The organism is Anaerotignum lactatifermentans DSM 14214 (genome assembly GCF_900142265.1).
In the GTDB taxonomy this organism is placed as follows: domain Bacteria; phylum Bacillota; class Clostridia; order Lachnospirales; family Anaerotignaceae; genus Anaerotignum; species Anaerotignum lactatifermentans.
The window spans coordinates 1-15,208 of sequence record NZ_FRAH01000075.1; the positions used below are offsets into that span (position 1 = coordinate 1).

The window sequence follows — 15,208 nt, forward strand, 5'->3', positions numbered from 1 at the left end:
CCAGCGCTTAATAATACCGAGACAGTTGATATTAAATCTTCTCATGGTTTCACTGAGACTTAGACCTTCTTCCCGCATCGTTTCTACCACCAGTTGCTTGAATTCTGGTGTATATCGTTTATTTGGTACTCCTTTTGGCATAAAAATCACCCCACTTGTTATTCAGTATATCATACCGTCTAACAAATGGGGTGCAGTTCACTTTTCATTTTTTCTCTATTTATTTTTTTACACAAAACTATGCCAACTCCCTTCAGGCAGCGTACCAATGAAAAATCATTTTTCACCCAACGCAAAAAAGGCAGCATTTCTGCTGCCTTTGATTTGCTCATCCAAAATTAGTCAACTTTGATGATTGTTTTCTTGTTATAAGCACCACAAGCTTTGCATACCTGGTGAGGCGCCATCAGTTCGCCACATTTGCTGCATTTTACCAGGTTGGGTGTTGCGATCTTCCAGCTCTGTGCTTTTCTTTTATCTCTTTTGGATTTAGATACTCGACCCTTAGGTACAGCCATTTCTACACCTCCTCATCAACATTGAAAAGAGCCCTCAAACTTTCAAATCTCGGATCTATCTCTGTGGTGTCGCATCCGCACGCACCTGTGTTCAGATCCTTGCCGCAGACAGGACAGAGTCCTTTGCAGTCATCCCTACAAAGCGTCTTCATAGGCATGGCCTCCATGATCCCGCTTCTGACATAGTCCGCAAGATCGATCTGATCTCCCGAAAAAGTTTCTGTCTCTTCGTCATCTCTGCCTGTATGGGAAAAACGCTCCTCAATATTGAAGTGAATCTCTGTTGTAACCGGCGCAAGGCAACGGTCACACGCAATGCTGACCTTTGTTTCGCCCTTTGCTTCCAAAACGAAAATCTCATTTTCGTTTCTGAGAGTTCCTTCTATTTTTACAGGCTCCATAAAACCCACAACATTGGGGTATGCCGCAATCTCTTGTATTTGCTCAGACATATGCACTTCCATAGAAGCACCGTTTTTACCATATAAATGAGCCATTTGCAATATCATTCGTATCACCCCGTAGTCGTACCTAAAATATTATACAGAAAGGTTTCTTATTTGTCAAGCAATTCCTTTGTATCTCTTGCAATAACCAGTTCTTCGTTTGTAGGGATTACAAACACTCTTACTCTGGAGTCGGGAGCGGAGATTTCGATTGCTTTGCCTCTCAAAGAGTTGTTGTAAGAATCGATGTGTACGCCCAGGAAGCCCAGGTAGTCACAGATCAGTCTTCTTGTGGAAGCGGAGTTTTCACCCAGACCTGCTGTAAATACGATTGCGTCTACACCGTTCATAGCAGCAGCGTAAGCGCCGATTCTCTTAGCTACTTTGTAAGCGAATACGTCCAGAGCCATACCTGCTCTTTCGTTACCATGTTCGCTTGCATCTTCGATATCACGGAAGTCGCTGGATACGCCGGAGATACCCAGTACGCCGGATTTTTTGTTCAGGATGTTATCCATTTCCTGAGGTGTCAGGTTTTCTTTTTCCATCAGGAATGTTACAACAGCTGCGTCAACGTCACCAGCTCTTGTACCCATTACCAGACCTTCCAGAGGTGTGAAGCCCATGGTTGTGTCGATGGATTTGCCGTTTCTTACTGCACATACGGAACCGCCGTTGCCCAGGTGGCAAGTGATTGTTTTTGTCTGGTCATAAGGTCTGTCCATCATTTTAGCAACTTCTTCGGATACGAATCTGTGGCTTGTGCCGTGGAAGCCGTATCTTCTGATTTTGTATTTTTCATAGTATTCGTAAGGAATAGCATACAGATATGCTCTTTCGGGCATTGTCTGGTGGAATGCTGTGTCGAATACAGCTACCTGAGGTACACCGGGCATGATTTTTTCGCAAGCGTGGATACCGATCAGGTTAGCAGGGTTGTGCAGAGGTGCCAGTTCGCAGCATTTTTCGATTGCTTCGATAACTTCGGGTGTGATTACAACGGAGTTTGCGAAGTATTCACCACCATGTACTACACGGTGACCAACTGCGTTGATTTCGGACATGGATTTTACTACGCCGTATTCGCTGTTTGTCAGAGCGTCCAGTACCATTTTTACTGCTACGCTGTGATCTTCCATGTAATCGTTGAAGATAACGTCTTCTTTACCTACAGGCTGATGTTTCAGTCTGGAACCTTCGATACCGATTCTTTCGCACAGACCTTTAGCCATTACGCTTTCTGTGTCCATGTCGATCAGCTGATATTTCAGGGAAGAACTACCACAGTTTAAAACCAGAATTTTCATTTTTTTCTCTCCTTATATTTTGTCCGTAGTTGTTATTTGCGGGCAGAACACTGCCATTGTTTCTGATTGGATAAAATTATTTACCCATTACCTGAGCCTGAACGGATGTCAGAGCAACAACTGCAACGATGTCGTTTGCGGAGCAGCCTCTGGACAGGTCGTTAACAGGTTTTGCGATACCCTGCAGGATAGGACCGAATGCTTCTGCCTGACCAAATCTCTGAACCAGTTTGTAACCGATGTTACCAGCGTCGATGTCAGGGAATACCAGTACGTTTGCTTTACCAGCAACTGTGCTGTTGGGAGCTTTCAGTTCGCCAACTTCTTTTACGATAGCAGCGTCCAGCTGGATTTCGCCGTCCAGTTTTACGTTAGGGAATTTTTCTTTTGCAATTTTAACTGCATCTACAACTTTTGTTACGTCAGCATGTTTTGCGGAACCCATTGTGGAGTGGCTCAGCATAGCAACTCTAGGTTCTTTGCCGATGAATGCTTCGTAGGATTTAGCGGAATCGCCTGCGATGCAAGCCAGTTCCTGAGGGTTAGGATTCTGGTTCAGTGCACAGTCAGCGAACAGCAGGATACCGTCATCACCATACTGAGGTGTGTTTGTTACCATGATGAAGAAAGAGGATACCAGTTCTGTGCCAGGTGCTGTTTTCAGAATCTGCAGAGCGGGACGCAGTGTATCAGCTGTGGAGTGGATTGCGCCGGAAACCATACCGTCAGCGATATCCATTTTAACCAGCATAACGCCCATGAACAGAGGATCGTCCAGCAGAAGTTTTCTAGCTTCTTCCAGAGTCATGCCTTTGCTTTTTCTAGCTTCTGCCAGAGCAGCAACAACTTCATCCATTTTTTCGTAGTTTTCAGGATCTACGAAGATAGCTTTGGATACATCAAAGCTGCCAGCAGCTTCCATGATCTTTTCTTTGTTACCGATCAGAACGATGTCAGCCAGTTCGTCTCTCAGGCATTCAGCAGCTGCTTCCAGATTTCTTTTTTCATAAGATTCGGGCAGTACAATTACCTTTTTGTCTGCTTTTGCTTTTGCTTTCATTTCAGATAAAAAATCCACTGTAAAGACCTCCATTTTTAAATAGATAGATTAACTGTTGTCTTTTTTACTGGAAGAAATGACTTCTTCCGTCCCAGAGAAACAAAATTCCCTGATATATATACTGTTTCAAAATCCGTTTTCAATAAAACGGACAGCATATTTATTATAAACAAAAAACGCAGTGTATACAAGTACATCCGCGAAAAAAACGGTAAAAAACCCCATTTTTTCTCATAACTTTTTCCCACAGGAACGGCAGAAAGCGTAGTCTTTCTCCGCTTTTGCCCCACAGTAAGGACAAAAAGCCGTTTCTGTTGGTCTCTCTTCTTCCTCTTTTGGCTCTGTTGTTTTTTCTTTTTTATTCAGCACTTCTTCCAAAGGGTCAGGTTCTTCTCCTTCTTCAGTGATGTCGTAAAGAGAAAAGCGATTTTCCCCGGTGGCATTCATCAGAGAAACAATGACGTTGCTGCCGGCAATCACCACAAACACCAGTCCCATAAGTACAAATGGCGTTGGTGCTCCCATTTTGGCTGCTGACACCATCCAGAAAATACCGAAAACAACTGCAAAGATGGAACCAATAGCTCCCTGCAGAGATGGACCTCTGCCGGGTTTGACACTTCTCATGGGCATCCCCTCCTGTCCTTTTGATTGGTATCAGATATTTTTTTCATACATATTCTTTCCGCAGATTTGGCAGTTTTGCTCTCTGCCCTGCACATTGGCGCCGCAGTAGGGGCATGCTGTTAATATCATTTCTTTTGGTGCAGATTTTTTGTTTCTTCTGCATCCATCCCACAGAAATGCTGCTCCCAGAATCAGCAAAGCCAAACCTACAACAACCAGAAAGCCTTCTATGCGAATACTTCCTGCTGCCCCTCTTTCCTGTTCCTGAAACCACATATTTTCCAATATCAGCAGAAAAATGCCTCCTACTGCCATTACCAGCCCTTTCAGAACAGACAATGTCCTCTCTTTTCTGCTCATAAGCACTCCCCCTTAGGGAATCAGCGGAAATTCCATAAAGAATGTTGTCCCCATGTATTCCTTACTTTCGATACGGATACTGCCCCCCAAGACAGATACTGCCGCGTTAACCACATCCAGTCCTACACCTCTGCCGGAAAACATGGTAGCACTGCTTTTTGTGGTAAAACCGGGACGCAGCAAAAATGCATATACTTCGTTGTCTTCATATTCTTCTTCAGCCTTTTTCAACCAGCCTTTTGCCTTCGCTGCCTGCAAAATGCCTTTGCGGTCTAAACCTCGTCCATCATCTCGGAAAATAACAAAAACCTGCTGTGCTGTTTTCTGTATTTCCAAAGATATTTCCCCTACAGGGGTTTTCCCCATTTTTTCCCGGTCTTCTGTTTTCTCCAAACCATGATCCATGCTGTTTTTCAGCATCTGCATCACAGCCATGGTGATCTTATCGTAAATATCTCTGGGCACTTCTGTTTCCGCACCGGAAACTTTCAGCAGGAAATCCTTTTCCAATGCTCGTCCCATAACCGTTGCCAGACGTTCCATCTGGGCAACCAACGCGGAAAAGTCCGTATAAGGAATGAGCTGACGCCCTTTTCTGGTATAAGCGATCTGATAGCTGGGACCTTCCGGCTCATTGTCGCTATCCACATGGGCAAGGAAGTTCTTGATCCGACGTACCACAGCCCAGCCAAAGTCTGTCACTTCATCATCCGTTTCCATACGGCGCAGTTCCCGCTTCATATAGCCGGAAACCATACGCAGCAACTGCAGGATAGTCAACAAATCCTTATCTGCCGGGTGTTCTTCCTCCCGCAAATAAGAAAAAAGGTCTTCCGCGCTGTGAGCTGTTTCCGAAAATGCCGGATAACCCATCATAGAGGCAGAGCCTTTGATTGAGTGCATGGTACGGAAAAGTCTGTTGACTTCATCCTTGGTGATTTCCACCTGTTCCGTTCCCGATTTGCTTTCTATAAAATTGTCCAGTCGTTCTATATTTTTCCATGTTTCTTCTACGAATAGATCCTGAAGAAAATCCGGATTTTTTTCAAATCTCTCCATGGTATCATCCTCATTACTATATTCTGATTTTAGTATAGACCGATTCCCTCAAATTTTCCAGAGAAAAATTATATAATTGTTGAAAAATATGTTATACTGCTTTTAGAACTATTTTGCGAAAGGAGCGATACCATTGCGAACGGTTGGAATCATTGCAGAATTCAATCCCTTTCACAAGGGACATCAATATATTTTGGAAAAAGCAAAGGCACACACAGACTGTCAGCGTGCCATGGTAGTCATGAGCGGCAGTTTTGTCCAGCGTGGTGAACCGGCGTTTTTCGACAAATGGACAAGGGCAAAATGCGCCCTTCTTAACGGGGCTGACATGGTGCTGGAACTGCCTGTGCTTTTTGCGGCAGCCAATGCGGAAATCTTTGCCATGGGCGGTGTGAAAGTGCTGGAAGATACGGGCATGACAAATGCCCTTTGTTTTGGCTCTGAAAGCGGCGATCTGAAAGCCCTTCAAGAAGCGGCAAAAATCATGACAAACGAAACAGAAGAATTTCAGCGTCTGCTGAAAGCCGGACTGGATGAAGGCATGTCCTATCCTGCGGCGAGAGCGAAGGCGCTGGAAACCGTTTCTCATATCAGCAGTGAAATCATTTCCCGCCCAAACCACATTTTAGGTCTGGAATATCTGAAGGCTTTGGACAGACTGGGCAGCAACATCGAGCCTTGCACCATCCGCCGGAAAGGCAGTCAATACGACGATCCTTCCCTGACAGGAGAATTTGCCTCTGCCGCTGCCATCCGTAAAGGCATTCTGGAAGAAAACGCCACAGAAGCCTTTTTGCAGGTACCGGAAAACATCGTAGACCTGCTGACAAAAGAAATTTCTCTTGGAACTGCTCCTGCTTCCATGGATGAGCTGGCAGGTGCCCTCCATTATAAACTGCGCACCACTTCCGCTGAGGAAATCCATGACATTCTGGAAGTGACAGAAGGACTGGAAAACCGTATTTTGCGTGCCATCGACAACGAGTTCTTCATGAACGACATCATTGAATACATCAAAACCAAACGATATACCCGCACCAAAATACAGCGGATTCTGGTACATATCCTGCTGGATATTCAGGCAAAGGAAGTGGATTATTTCCTGAGTCAGAACCATCTGCCTTATATCCGTGTTCTGGGATTCCAAAAAGACAACGCGGACATTCTGGGTGAACTGACAGAACAGGCAAAATGCCCTGTACTGACCAATCTGAAAAAAGCACCGGAAATTCTGGACGAAGATGGGCTGCATCTGCTGGCACTGGAAAAACTGGCAACAGATTTGCAGGCATTGGCAGCGCCGAACCCTCTTTACCGTGCGCCAAACAGGGATTTTACCACTCCCATGGCAATCGTATAATTCAAAAACATGAAATCAAAAAAACAGACATAGACTGGTATCAACAAGCATTGCAAAGGATGACTTTCCATGATTACACGCCTGCTGACCATCTGTGTCTGTTTTTTCATATTTGCCCTTTTGCGGTATCCTGCAGCCTTGACAGAAGCCGCTGCCGGAGCCTTTTCTCTATGGTTTTCCAGTGTTCTGCCATCTTTGTTTCCTTTTCTGGCTGCCATCGGCATTTTGCTGCGAATGGGCGCAGCGGAAAAACTGGGGCAGCTTTGTGCGCCACTAACAAAACCCCTTTTCTCCCTTTCCGGTATCTGTGCCTTTCCTCTTGCGGCAGGTCTGCTTTCTGGCTATCCTGCTGGCGCAAACACCGTGGCGCAGCTATACGAACAGAGGCGGATTTCTTTGTCCGAAGCCCGGAAAGTCCTGTTGTTCTGCAATGCCCCCGGACCGCTGTTTGTATTGGGCACGGCTGGCACCACTTTTTTCGGCAGTCCAGCACTGGGTTATACCATGCTGCTAGCAGTTTTTGTGGGAACCATCCTGACAGGCATTTCCTATCGTTCCATTCCTACAGATTACAACAATCAAACACCTTTTTTTCCGGCACAAAAAAAAGAGCCTTTCTTTCTGCTCTTTTCCTCAGCTGTAAAAGATGCCCTTTTGACTTCGGCACAAATCGGCGGTTTTCTGGTATGTTTTTGTGTTTTGCAGGAGGGACTTGCCCAAGCTGGCTTTTTTGCCCTGCTTTCCAACGCGCTGTCTTTTCTGCCTATTTCTCCAGAATTTTTGCAGGCGTTTTCCGGAGGTCTACTGGAAATGACAAAGGGCATCCATGGTGTTTCCCTTTCCCCTGACAGTCTGCGGCTGCGGGCATCAGCTGCGGTTTTTCTGCTGTCTTTCGGCGGGTTTTCCATTTTCGGGCAGATTTTAGGGGTTCTGCGGAATGTGCCCATCAGCCCTTTTGCTCTGTTATCCGCCAAAATACGACAGGCGTTCTTTTCTGTGCTGGTGTTCCAATGTTTCTATTCCATAGCAGAAACACAAGCACAAAAAGCAGTTCCCGTATTTTCCACGCATACGGCAACTGCTTTTCCGACACTTTATGGGCTTTTGTCTGTTCTCCTGCTGTGCAGTCTATTATTGGAACGACAAAAGTAAATTATTTGCTCATGCGCAGTTCCTGAATGTTTTCACCCAGTACATTCAGAGTCTGTGCGAAGTAATCGTCTGTCTTCATGCTTTCGCTGTAAACAACTGCTTTCAGTTCTTTCAGCTTGTTTTCCGCATCGCTCAGCACGCTTTCGGAGTATTCCATGGCACCCAGACGCATTTCTTTTGCAGTTTTCTTTGCAGATTCGATGATGTTTGCAGCCTGGTCATAAGCCTTTTTGGTCACTTCGTTATCATCGATCATACGCACCAGACGTTCTTCCGCGTTTTTCACGATTTCGTCCGCTTCTTTCTGTGCGTCGATAAGGATTTTATTGCGTTCTTCGATAACCCATTTGGACTGTTTCAGTTCGTTGGGCAGTTTCATGCGGATTTCGCTGATGATGTCGTAAATTTCTTCTTTATCTACAGACACTTTATTGCTGAATGGTACGGCACGGCTGCTGTCCATAATTTCTTCCAGTTCATCCAATAATTGTAATACAGAATCCATTGATGTTCCCTCACTTCTTATATTTTTCTATAACAAACGGTTGTATTTCCTTGGGCACCATAAAGTCAATGTTTCCGCCGAAAACGGCAACCTCTTTGGCATTGGTAGAACTGAGGGACAAATGTTCCTCATCAGCCGCAAGGAAAATCGTTTCGATATCTTTTCCAAGTTTTCTATTGATCAAATACATCTGATATTCTGCCGCAAAGTCAATGGCATTGCGCAGACCGCGGACAGCGACTGTAGCGCCGATCTCGGACGCAAAGTCTGCCAGAAGCCCACGAAAAGAGGCTACTTCCACATTTTCCAGATGCTTTGTCACCATTTCCAAATGTACTTTACGTTCTTCCACAGTGAACAAAGAATGTTTATTGGGGTTTTCCAAAACCGCCACTACCAGGCAGTCAAACAGTTTGGACGCGCGTTCGATGATGTCCAGATGTCCCAGTGTTACAGGGTCAAAACTGCCGGCATAAATTGCTTTTCTCATGTTGCTGATTCCTCCGGACGCAGAAAAGTAATGACTGTCGTCTTGTAGTTTTTTTCACGGTCTACATACAGACCTTTGATGGGCGCCAATGGAATTTGGGCACTGCGTTCCACAATGACCATACCCTCCGGTGCCAGAAGCCCGCCGGAAACGATTTTTTCCAGTGTAGGTTCTGCCAGACCTGCCGCATAAGGCGGGTCCATAAAAATAATATCAAAGGTTGCCTTCTCTGCCGACAGCTGTGCAAGTCCTGTCAGCACATCGCTTTTGATCAGGCGTGCCCGTTCCATGAGTTTGGTATGGGTCAGATTTTCCGCAATGACTTTCTGACACTCTGCCGCCTGTTCCACAAAAACCGCCGTATCCGCACCTCGGCTCAAAGCCTCAATGCCAATGGCGCCACTGCCCGAAAACAAATCCAAAAATCTGGATTCCGGCAGATCAAAGGCAATGATATTAAACAATGTTTCTTTGATTCTGTCCGTTGTGGGACGGGTATTGAGTCCCTCAATGGTTTGCAGTTTATGCCCTTTTGCGGCACCGGCGATGACACGCATATTTTCTCACCTTTCAGACCGATTTTTTTACATACAGCCATAGTATAACAAATAAATCCCCAAAATACAATAATAAACTCTTTACAAATCCAAACTTTTCCCTTCAAACCAAGCGGAAAGTCTGCTTTTGAGATGGGCGTTTTCCTCCTGTTCCAGCTGGGGGTCTTTCCGCAGCAAATCCCCTGCTGCCTGCTGTGCTTCCTTGAGAATTGCCATATCCCGATACAGATTGGCAATCTTCAGTTCCGGCAAACCGTGCTGTCGGGTGCCGAAGAATTCCCCGGGACCTCTCAGCTTCAAGTCCATTTCGGAAATGACAAAGCCGTCTGTGGTCTTTGTCATGGTCTGCATACGTTCCACAGCGATTTTCGTTTTGGCATCGCTGACCAAAATACAGTAAGATTTCTCCGAACCACGTCCCACACGTCCGCGAAGCTGGTGAAGCTGTGCCAGACCAAAACGCTCGCTGTTTTCAATGAGCATAACGGTAGCGTTGGGTACGTTGATACCTACCTCAATAACCGTTGTAGAAACGAGAATATCTGTATTCCCTGCGGCAAAAGCATCCATAATTTCCTGTTTTTCAGCCGCTTTCATTTTCCCATGAACACAGGCGATTTTACATTCTGGCAAAGCCCCTTTCAGCTTTTCCGTATAGTCCAGAACATTTTCCACTTCCATTTTTTCATTTTCTTCGATCATGGGGCAGATGACATAAGCCTGTCTGCCTGCCGCCGCTTCTTTGCCCAAAAAGGCATAAATCCGCTGGCGATAAGATGTATTGACGCCAATGGTGTCGATCTGCTGTCTGCCGGGAGGCAGTTCGTCGATGATGGAAATATCCAAATCTCCATAGAGAATCAAAGCCAATGTACGAGGAATGGGTGTTGCCGTCATAACAAGGACATGGGGATTCTCCCCTTTTTCCGCAAGCATACTTCTCTGGCGCACACCGAAACGATGCTGTTCGTCTGTGATGACCAGACCGATTTTGTGGTACTCCACACCTTTTTGAATGACCGCATGGGTACCCACAATCATTTGGGCTGTACCGTCTGCGATTTTTGCCAGCGCTTCCCGTTTTTCTTTGGCTTTCATGCTGCCTGTGAGCAAAGCCACTTCAATACCCAAGGGCGCAAACAATTCCGTAAAAGATTTTCCATGCTGTTCTGCTAGCACTTCCGTAGGCGCCATGAGTACTGCCTGATATCCGTTTTGGATAGCCCAGTAAGCAGCTGCCATGGCAACAGCCGTTTTCCCGCTGCCGACGTCCCCCTGTACCAGTCGGCTCATGATTTTCCCGCTGGTCATATCAGCGGCAATTTCCGACAACACTTTTTTCTGGGCATTTGTCATAGAAAAAGGCAGGCTTTTCTGGAATTCATCCATGGCTTCTGGATGTTCCATAACGATGCCGCTTCCTCTGCCCAAAAGTTCTTCCCGCAGGGAAAAGAGGGCTGTCTGAAGTAGGAAAAATTCCTCAAACACCAAGCGGCGGCGAGCATCATAAAAGGCTTCTTCCGTACGAGGGAAATGGATATTGGTCTGCGCAAAATTCTTTTCTGCCAGATGGTATTTTTTCCGTATCCATAAGGGCAGCTCCTCCGTCAGTGTGCCGCTGACCTGTTTCAAAGCTTCCTCCAGATAACTGCGGAGCATTTTCTGAGAAATACCGTCTACCGAAGGATAAACAGGCACAATGCGTCCGCCGGCAAAATTGTCTTTGATGGATTCATATTCCGGTGACACGATTTCCCGGCGGTTATATTTTTTCTGCATCCTGCCTGTAAACAGATAAACTTCACCTGATTTCAGTGCGGTTTTCATATAAGGTTGGTTATACCACAGGAGGGTGATTTCATCTGTATCATCAAAAACCTGCAAACGGGTAAAGGTCAATCTACCTCTCCGTCCTGTCTGCCCTTCCCCTTTCACCCGTGCCAGAAAGGTATTTTCATCTGTTTCGGATAAGTCTGCAATTTTTGTCAGACGGCTGCGGTCTTTATAATCTCTGGGATAATGTTCCAGCAAATCTCCAATGGTTTCAATGCCCATACGATGGAGTTTTTTTGCCCGCTGTTCGCCTACATTTTTCAGTTCCGTAATGGGGCTTGTCCGCTCCATGCCCTCACTCCCTTTCGCAAGAAAAAGGCGTTGGATACCAAAGCAACTTCCCCTTCAGAAAACATGGATTTTCCTTTTTTCTGATTTCTTAAGGGGAATTGCGACAGCTGTCTTCATAAGAAAACATAACAAATAAAATCTGAATAAAATAAGAAAGTCAAAACCCTTTGTACTGATAAGGATTTTGGCTTTCTTTATTTTCTTATGAAGATGCTCCTAACGCCTTCAATCTGTCTGTTTTTATTCCACAGAAATGATATAGTAATACAGCGGCTGTCCACCCATCTGCAGTTCCACTTCGCAGTCAGGATAGGTTTCTTCGACATATGCCGCCAAAGCTTCTGCGTCTTCTTCTGTCACATCTGCACCGTAATAAATGCTGATCATTTCGCTTTCGTCTGTCACAGCTTCTGCCAGCAGTTCTTTGGTGCTTTCCGCAATATCCTTGCCCACAACAGCGATGGAGTCATTGAGCATCCCCAGAATATCGCCTTCGTGGATTTCCTTATCTCCAATGGTGGTTTCTCTCACAGCGAAAGTCACTGTTGCCGTTGCCACTGCTGTGATGGCTTCTTTCATTTCTTCTGCCATTTCTTCCGGGTCTGCCCCTTCTTCATAACAGAACATGGCACTGATGCCCTGAGGAACAGACTTTGTAGGGATTACATATAGTTTCTTGTCTTCAGACAGTTCCGCTGCCTGTTCCGCTACCAAAATGATATTTTTGTTGTTTGGCAGGATAAAGATATGATCTGCGTTAATCTTATCCACCGCGTTGAGGATGTCTTCCGTGGAGGGGTTCATGGTCTGTCCCCCTTCGATGACTTCATCCACGCCCAGATTATGGAAGATGGCTGTCAAACCGCTGCCTGCGGAAATGGAAACAAAGCCAATATCCTTTTTAGGGCGTTCTTCCTGCACAGGCTGTGCTGCACGCGCTTCTTCCACAGGTGTTTTCTTTTCAGATGTGGTAAAGTCAATAATATTATTATGCTGTTCCCGCATGTTGTCGATTTTCAGTCCACTGAGGCTGCCAATGGTCAGGGCTTTTTCCAATGCCAGACCGGGATGGTCTGTGTGCACATGAATCTTAATGATCTCATCATCGCTGACACAAACGATGGAATCCCCAATGGTACCCAGATAAGATTTCAGCTGCTGCACAGTTGCATCATCGGCATTTTTCACATTGATGAAAAATTCTGTACAGTATCCAAATGTAATGCTTTCATTATCCACGGAAGCCAGTGCAGCATATTCTTTTGCTGTCTGCTGGGTAGGTTCTGCCACTTTTAATGCTTCTTCGGAATTGATGTGTTTCAAAGCACCTTCCAGAATATACAGCAGACCACGGCCGCCGGCATCTACAACGCCTGCTTCCTTCAGTACAGGAAGCATATCCGGTGTCTGGTTCAGCACATCATGGGCATGTTCCAGAACAGCTTTCAAAAAGACTTCAATATCGTCTGTTTTTTCAGATTCTGCCACAGCCGCTTCTGCACATGCTCTCGCTACAGTCAAAATGGTACCTTCTTTGGGCTTCATCACTGCTTTGTATGCAGTTTTCACACCCTGTTCCATGGCTGCGGTCAGTTCTTTTACCCCAGCTTCTTCCAGACCTTCCAGACCTTTGGCAAAGCCGCGGAGAATCTGAGAAGTGATAACGCCGGAGTTGCCTCTGGCACCGCGCAGCGCACCGCCAGAAGCCCGTTTTGTCACTTCATCCACCCGCAGGGCATCGCCTTTTTCTGTTTCTCTGGCAGCTGCCAGCATAGTCAAAGACATATTGGTTCCTGTGTCGCCATCAGGCACAGGGAATACATTCATTGCATCCACAGCCTGCTTATTTGCATGCAGTTCATTTGCGCCTGCCACGATCATTCTCTGCAAACGCAGACCGTTTAATTTTGTAACACTCACTTGATGGTTCCTCCTTGTTTCTTATCCGTCGACACGTACGCCGTCCACAAAAATGTTAACGTCGTCTACGGCCAGTCCCGTATATTCTTCTACAGAATATTTCACCGTGCTGACGATATTATCCGCAATGGCGGAAATGTTGGTGCCATATTCCACAATGATATGCAGATCCAGGCTGACTCTATTGGCATTGACCTGCATTTTGATGCCTTTTGTCAAACTTTCCAGTTTCAAAAGCTGAACCAGTCCGTCTTTCACATTTTTGGCAGCCATACCTACAATGCCGTAACATTCAATGGCCGCATAGCCTGCAATTCTTGCAATGACTTCATGGTCAATGCTGATTACGCCATATTCGTTTTCCAGTTTCGCTGTCATATATTACAACCTCCAATCTGTATTTGTTGGAACATATTCATGTTGCTGCAATCTTGTTTGCATAGTTGTTTATATTATACCATCATTCCCTATTTTTGAGAAACCTTTTTTTACATATTAAGAAAAGCGTCTGTTTTTCTTATGTTTTTTACAATAAAAATTACCCTTGCATATGCGCTTTCATTCATAAAAAATAGTATTTTTTTGCAAAAAAATGCATATTCTTTTATACAGAGCCTATTTTTTCGTTTTTCCCCTTGCATTTTTATGGAAAATTTAAGATAATAAAATACATGCGAAGAAATTTGAGAAAATGGAGGGCACGAAAATGCCGCAGTTACAACGACTCAGCCTGAAAGCACAGGTTTATGAAATCATCAGACAAAAAATATTGCAGCAGGAATATGCATTGGGCGAAAAAATCAATATTGATACCGTAGCAGATGAACTAAAGATCAGCAATTCTCCCATTCGAGAAGCTCTGATGATGCTTTCTCAGGATGGACTCATTGAAATGATACCAAACAACGGCGCCCGTGTGATTTCTTTTTCCGAAGAAGGTTTTCACGAAATTGCTTCTTCTCTTTATGTTGTTCTTTATGGTGCCTACGACCTTTGTGTCAGACAGGGAACCATCGAGCAGGTTGCCCAGGAAATGGAGCATTATCTGGCATTGCAGCAGAAATACTATGACGAAGGCAATGTTCCCGAAACTGTAAAATATGCACTGCAATTTGATAAGTGTATCGTAACGGGAACCAAAAACTCCTATTTGATTTCCATGTATGAACACATCGAAGATATTTTTTATCTTATGGCACTACACAACAACCAGAGAGGCGAGGACGACCGCCACAACAACTTCAAAGAACACAAAATGATCCTCAAAAGCATTCAGGAACATGATGCTGCTGCTCTGCACAAGTGGCTTGGGATTCATTACGACAAACATCTGTAAACAAAAAATATTTACAGCATACAAAAAGGGCATTCCCATAAACAGGGAAATGCCCTTTTTTCGGCAGTGTGAAACTTTTTCTGTAAATATGTAATTGAAGAGGTTCTTCTATGGTAAAATTTAAATCATAGGAGGACCTTTTATTATGGCAAAACAGAAGAAACCCATACATCGGGTACAAATGACAGAGGGAAAACGAAACATTATTCATCAGCTCATGGAAGAATACGATATTCAGACAGCTGAGGATATTCAGGAAGCTCTAAAAGACCTTCTGGGCGGAACCATCAAAGAAATGATGGAAGCAGAAATGGAGGATCATCTCGGATATGAAAAATCTGAGCGTTCTGACAATGATGATTACCGAAATGGGTATAAACGCAAACG

Annotated in this window: 17 protein-coding genes; 4 read left to right on the top strand and 13 right to left on the bottom strand. The window is 45.0% G+C overall.

All coding sequences use genetic code 11. The annotated features are described in order from the left end of the window. Positions 1–338: 338 nt before the first annotated feature. The 7 genes from rpmF to BUB35_RS15210 form a co-directional block, all read right to left on the bottom strand. The gene (gene rpmF, locus BUB35_RS15180; RefSeq protein WP_022254512.1) at positions 339–518 is read right to left on the bottom strand and encodes a 50S ribosomal protein L32; all 180 of its coding nucleotides are present in this window, start codon (positions 516–518) and stop codon (positions 339–341) included. Positions 519–520: 2 nt separating this feature from the next. Further along, positions 521–1,027 (bottom strand): YceD family protein, encoded by a 507-nt coding sequence (locus BUB35_RS15185; RefSeq protein ID WP_054330493.1) that lies wholly within the window; start codon positions 1,025–1,027, stop codon positions 521–523. A gap of 47 nt (positions 1,028–1,074) precedes the next feature. Beyond that, entirely contained in the window at positions 1,075–2,271 is a 1,197-nt protein-coding gene (locus BUB35_RS15190) for an acetate kinase (RefSeq protein ID WP_072853133.1), read from the bottom strand. Positions 2,272–2,347: 76 nt separating this feature from the next. Continuing rightward, positions 2,348–3,349: a phosphate acetyltransferase gene (gene pta / locus BUB35_RS15195; RefSeq protein ID WP_022254509.1), complete on the bottom strand. Its 1,002-nt coding sequence runs from the start codon at positions 3,347–3,349 to the stop codon at positions 2,348–2,350. 213 nt (positions 3,350–3,562) lie between these two features. Then, a complete protein-coding gene (locus BUB35_RS15200; RefSeq protein ID WP_072853135.1) occupies positions 3,563–3,958 on the bottom strand; it encodes a zinc ribbon domain-containing protein in 396 nt (131 codons plus the stop codon). A 30-nt stretch (positions 3,959–3,988) separates the two neighbouring features. Further along, complete coding sequence (locus tag BUB35_RS15205; protein WP_072853137.1) at positions 3,989–4,318, bottom strand: zinc ribbon domain-containing protein; 330 nt, start codon at positions 4,316–4,318, stop codon at positions 3,989–3,991. A 12-nt stretch (positions 4,319–4,330) separates the two neighbouring features. After that, complete coding sequence (locus tag BUB35_RS15210) at positions 4,331–5,377, bottom strand: ATP-binding protein (protein ID WP_072853139.1); 1,047 nt, start codon at positions 5,375–5,377, stop codon at positions 4,331–4,333. A 133-nt stretch (positions 5,378–5,510) separates the two neighbouring features. Here BUB35_RS15210 and BUB35_RS15215 point away from each other — a divergent pair, with 133 nt between their 5' ends. Together BUB35_RS15215 and BUB35_RS15220 are read left to right on the top strand one after the other, a co-directional pair. Beyond that, on the top strand, positions 5,511–6,737 hold the full coding sequence (locus BUB35_RS15215) for a nucleotidyltransferase (protein WP_072853142.1): 1,227 nt from the start codon (positions 5,511–5,513) through the stop codon (positions 6,735–6,737). Positions 6,738–6,806: 69 nt separating this feature from the next. Then, positions 6,807–7,889 carry a nucleoside recognition domain-containing protein gene (locus tag BUB35_RS15220; RefSeq protein WP_072853144.1) on the top strand — a complete coding sequence of 361 codons (1,083 nt, stop codon included), beginning with the start codon at positions 6,807–6,809 and terminating at the stop codon, positions 7,887–7,889. Position 7,890: 1 nt separating this feature from the next. Here BUB35_RS15220 and BUB35_RS15225 read toward each other — a convergent pair whose 3' ends face one another. The 6 genes from BUB35_RS15225 to BUB35_RS15250 form a co-directional block, all read right to left on the bottom strand. Then, positions 7,891–8,394 carry an ATP synthase subunit B family protein gene (locus tag BUB35_RS15225; protein WP_022254503.1) on the bottom strand — a complete coding sequence of 168 codons (504 nt, stop codon included), beginning with the start codon at positions 8,392–8,394 and terminating at the stop codon, positions 7,891–7,893. 10 nt (positions 8,395–8,404) lie between these two features. Continuing rightward, positions 8,405–8,884 (bottom strand): pantetheine-phosphate adenylyltransferase, encoded by a 480-nt coding sequence (gene coaD / locus BUB35_RS15230; protein ID WP_022254502.1) that lies wholly within the window; start codon positions 8,882–8,884, stop codon positions 8,405–8,407. Continuing rightward, entirely contained in the window at positions 8,881–9,441 is a 561-nt protein-coding gene (gene rsmD, locus BUB35_RS15235) for a 16S rRNA (guanine(966)-N(2))-methyltransferase RsmD (RefSeq protein WP_072853146.1), read from the bottom strand. Before rsmD ends, coaD begins: the two co-directional genes overlap by 4 nt. An 81-nt stretch (positions 9,442–9,522) precedes the next feature. Continuing rightward, positions 9,523–11,565, bottom strand: coding sequence for an ATP-dependent DNA helicase RecG (gene recG, locus BUB35_RS15240; RefSeq protein ID WP_072853148.1), 2,043 nt, complete (start codon positions 11,563–11,565; stop codon positions 9,523–9,525). 240 nt (positions 11,566–11,805) lie between these two features. After that, positions 11,806–13,485, bottom strand: coding sequence for a DAK2 domain-containing protein (locus BUB35_RS15245; RefSeq protein ID WP_072853149.1), 1,680 nt, complete (start codon positions 13,483–13,485; stop codon positions 11,806–11,808). A 21-nt stretch (positions 13,486–13,506) separates the two neighbouring features. After that, positions 13,507–13,863: an Asp23/Gls24 family envelope stress response protein gene (locus BUB35_RS15250; RefSeq protein ID WP_072853151.1), complete on the bottom strand. Its 357-nt coding sequence runs from the start codon at positions 13,861–13,863 to the stop codon at positions 13,507–13,509. Positions 13,864–14,191: 328 nt separating this feature from the next. Between BUB35_RS15250 and BUB35_RS15255 the strand changes: the two genes are divergently transcribed. Both BUB35_RS15255 and BUB35_RS15260 read left to right on the top strand, forming a co-directional pair. Beyond that, positions 14,192–14,821: a GntR family transcriptional regulator gene (locus tag BUB35_RS15255; protein ID WP_072853153.1), complete on the top strand. Its 630-nt coding sequence runs from the start codon at positions 14,192–14,194 to the stop codon at positions 14,819–14,821. A gap of 145 nt (positions 14,822–14,966) precedes the next feature. Continuing rightward, on the top strand, positions 14,967–15,208 hold a 242-nt coding region (locus BUB35_RS15260), incomplete at its 3' end, for a transposase (protein ID WP_072853155.1).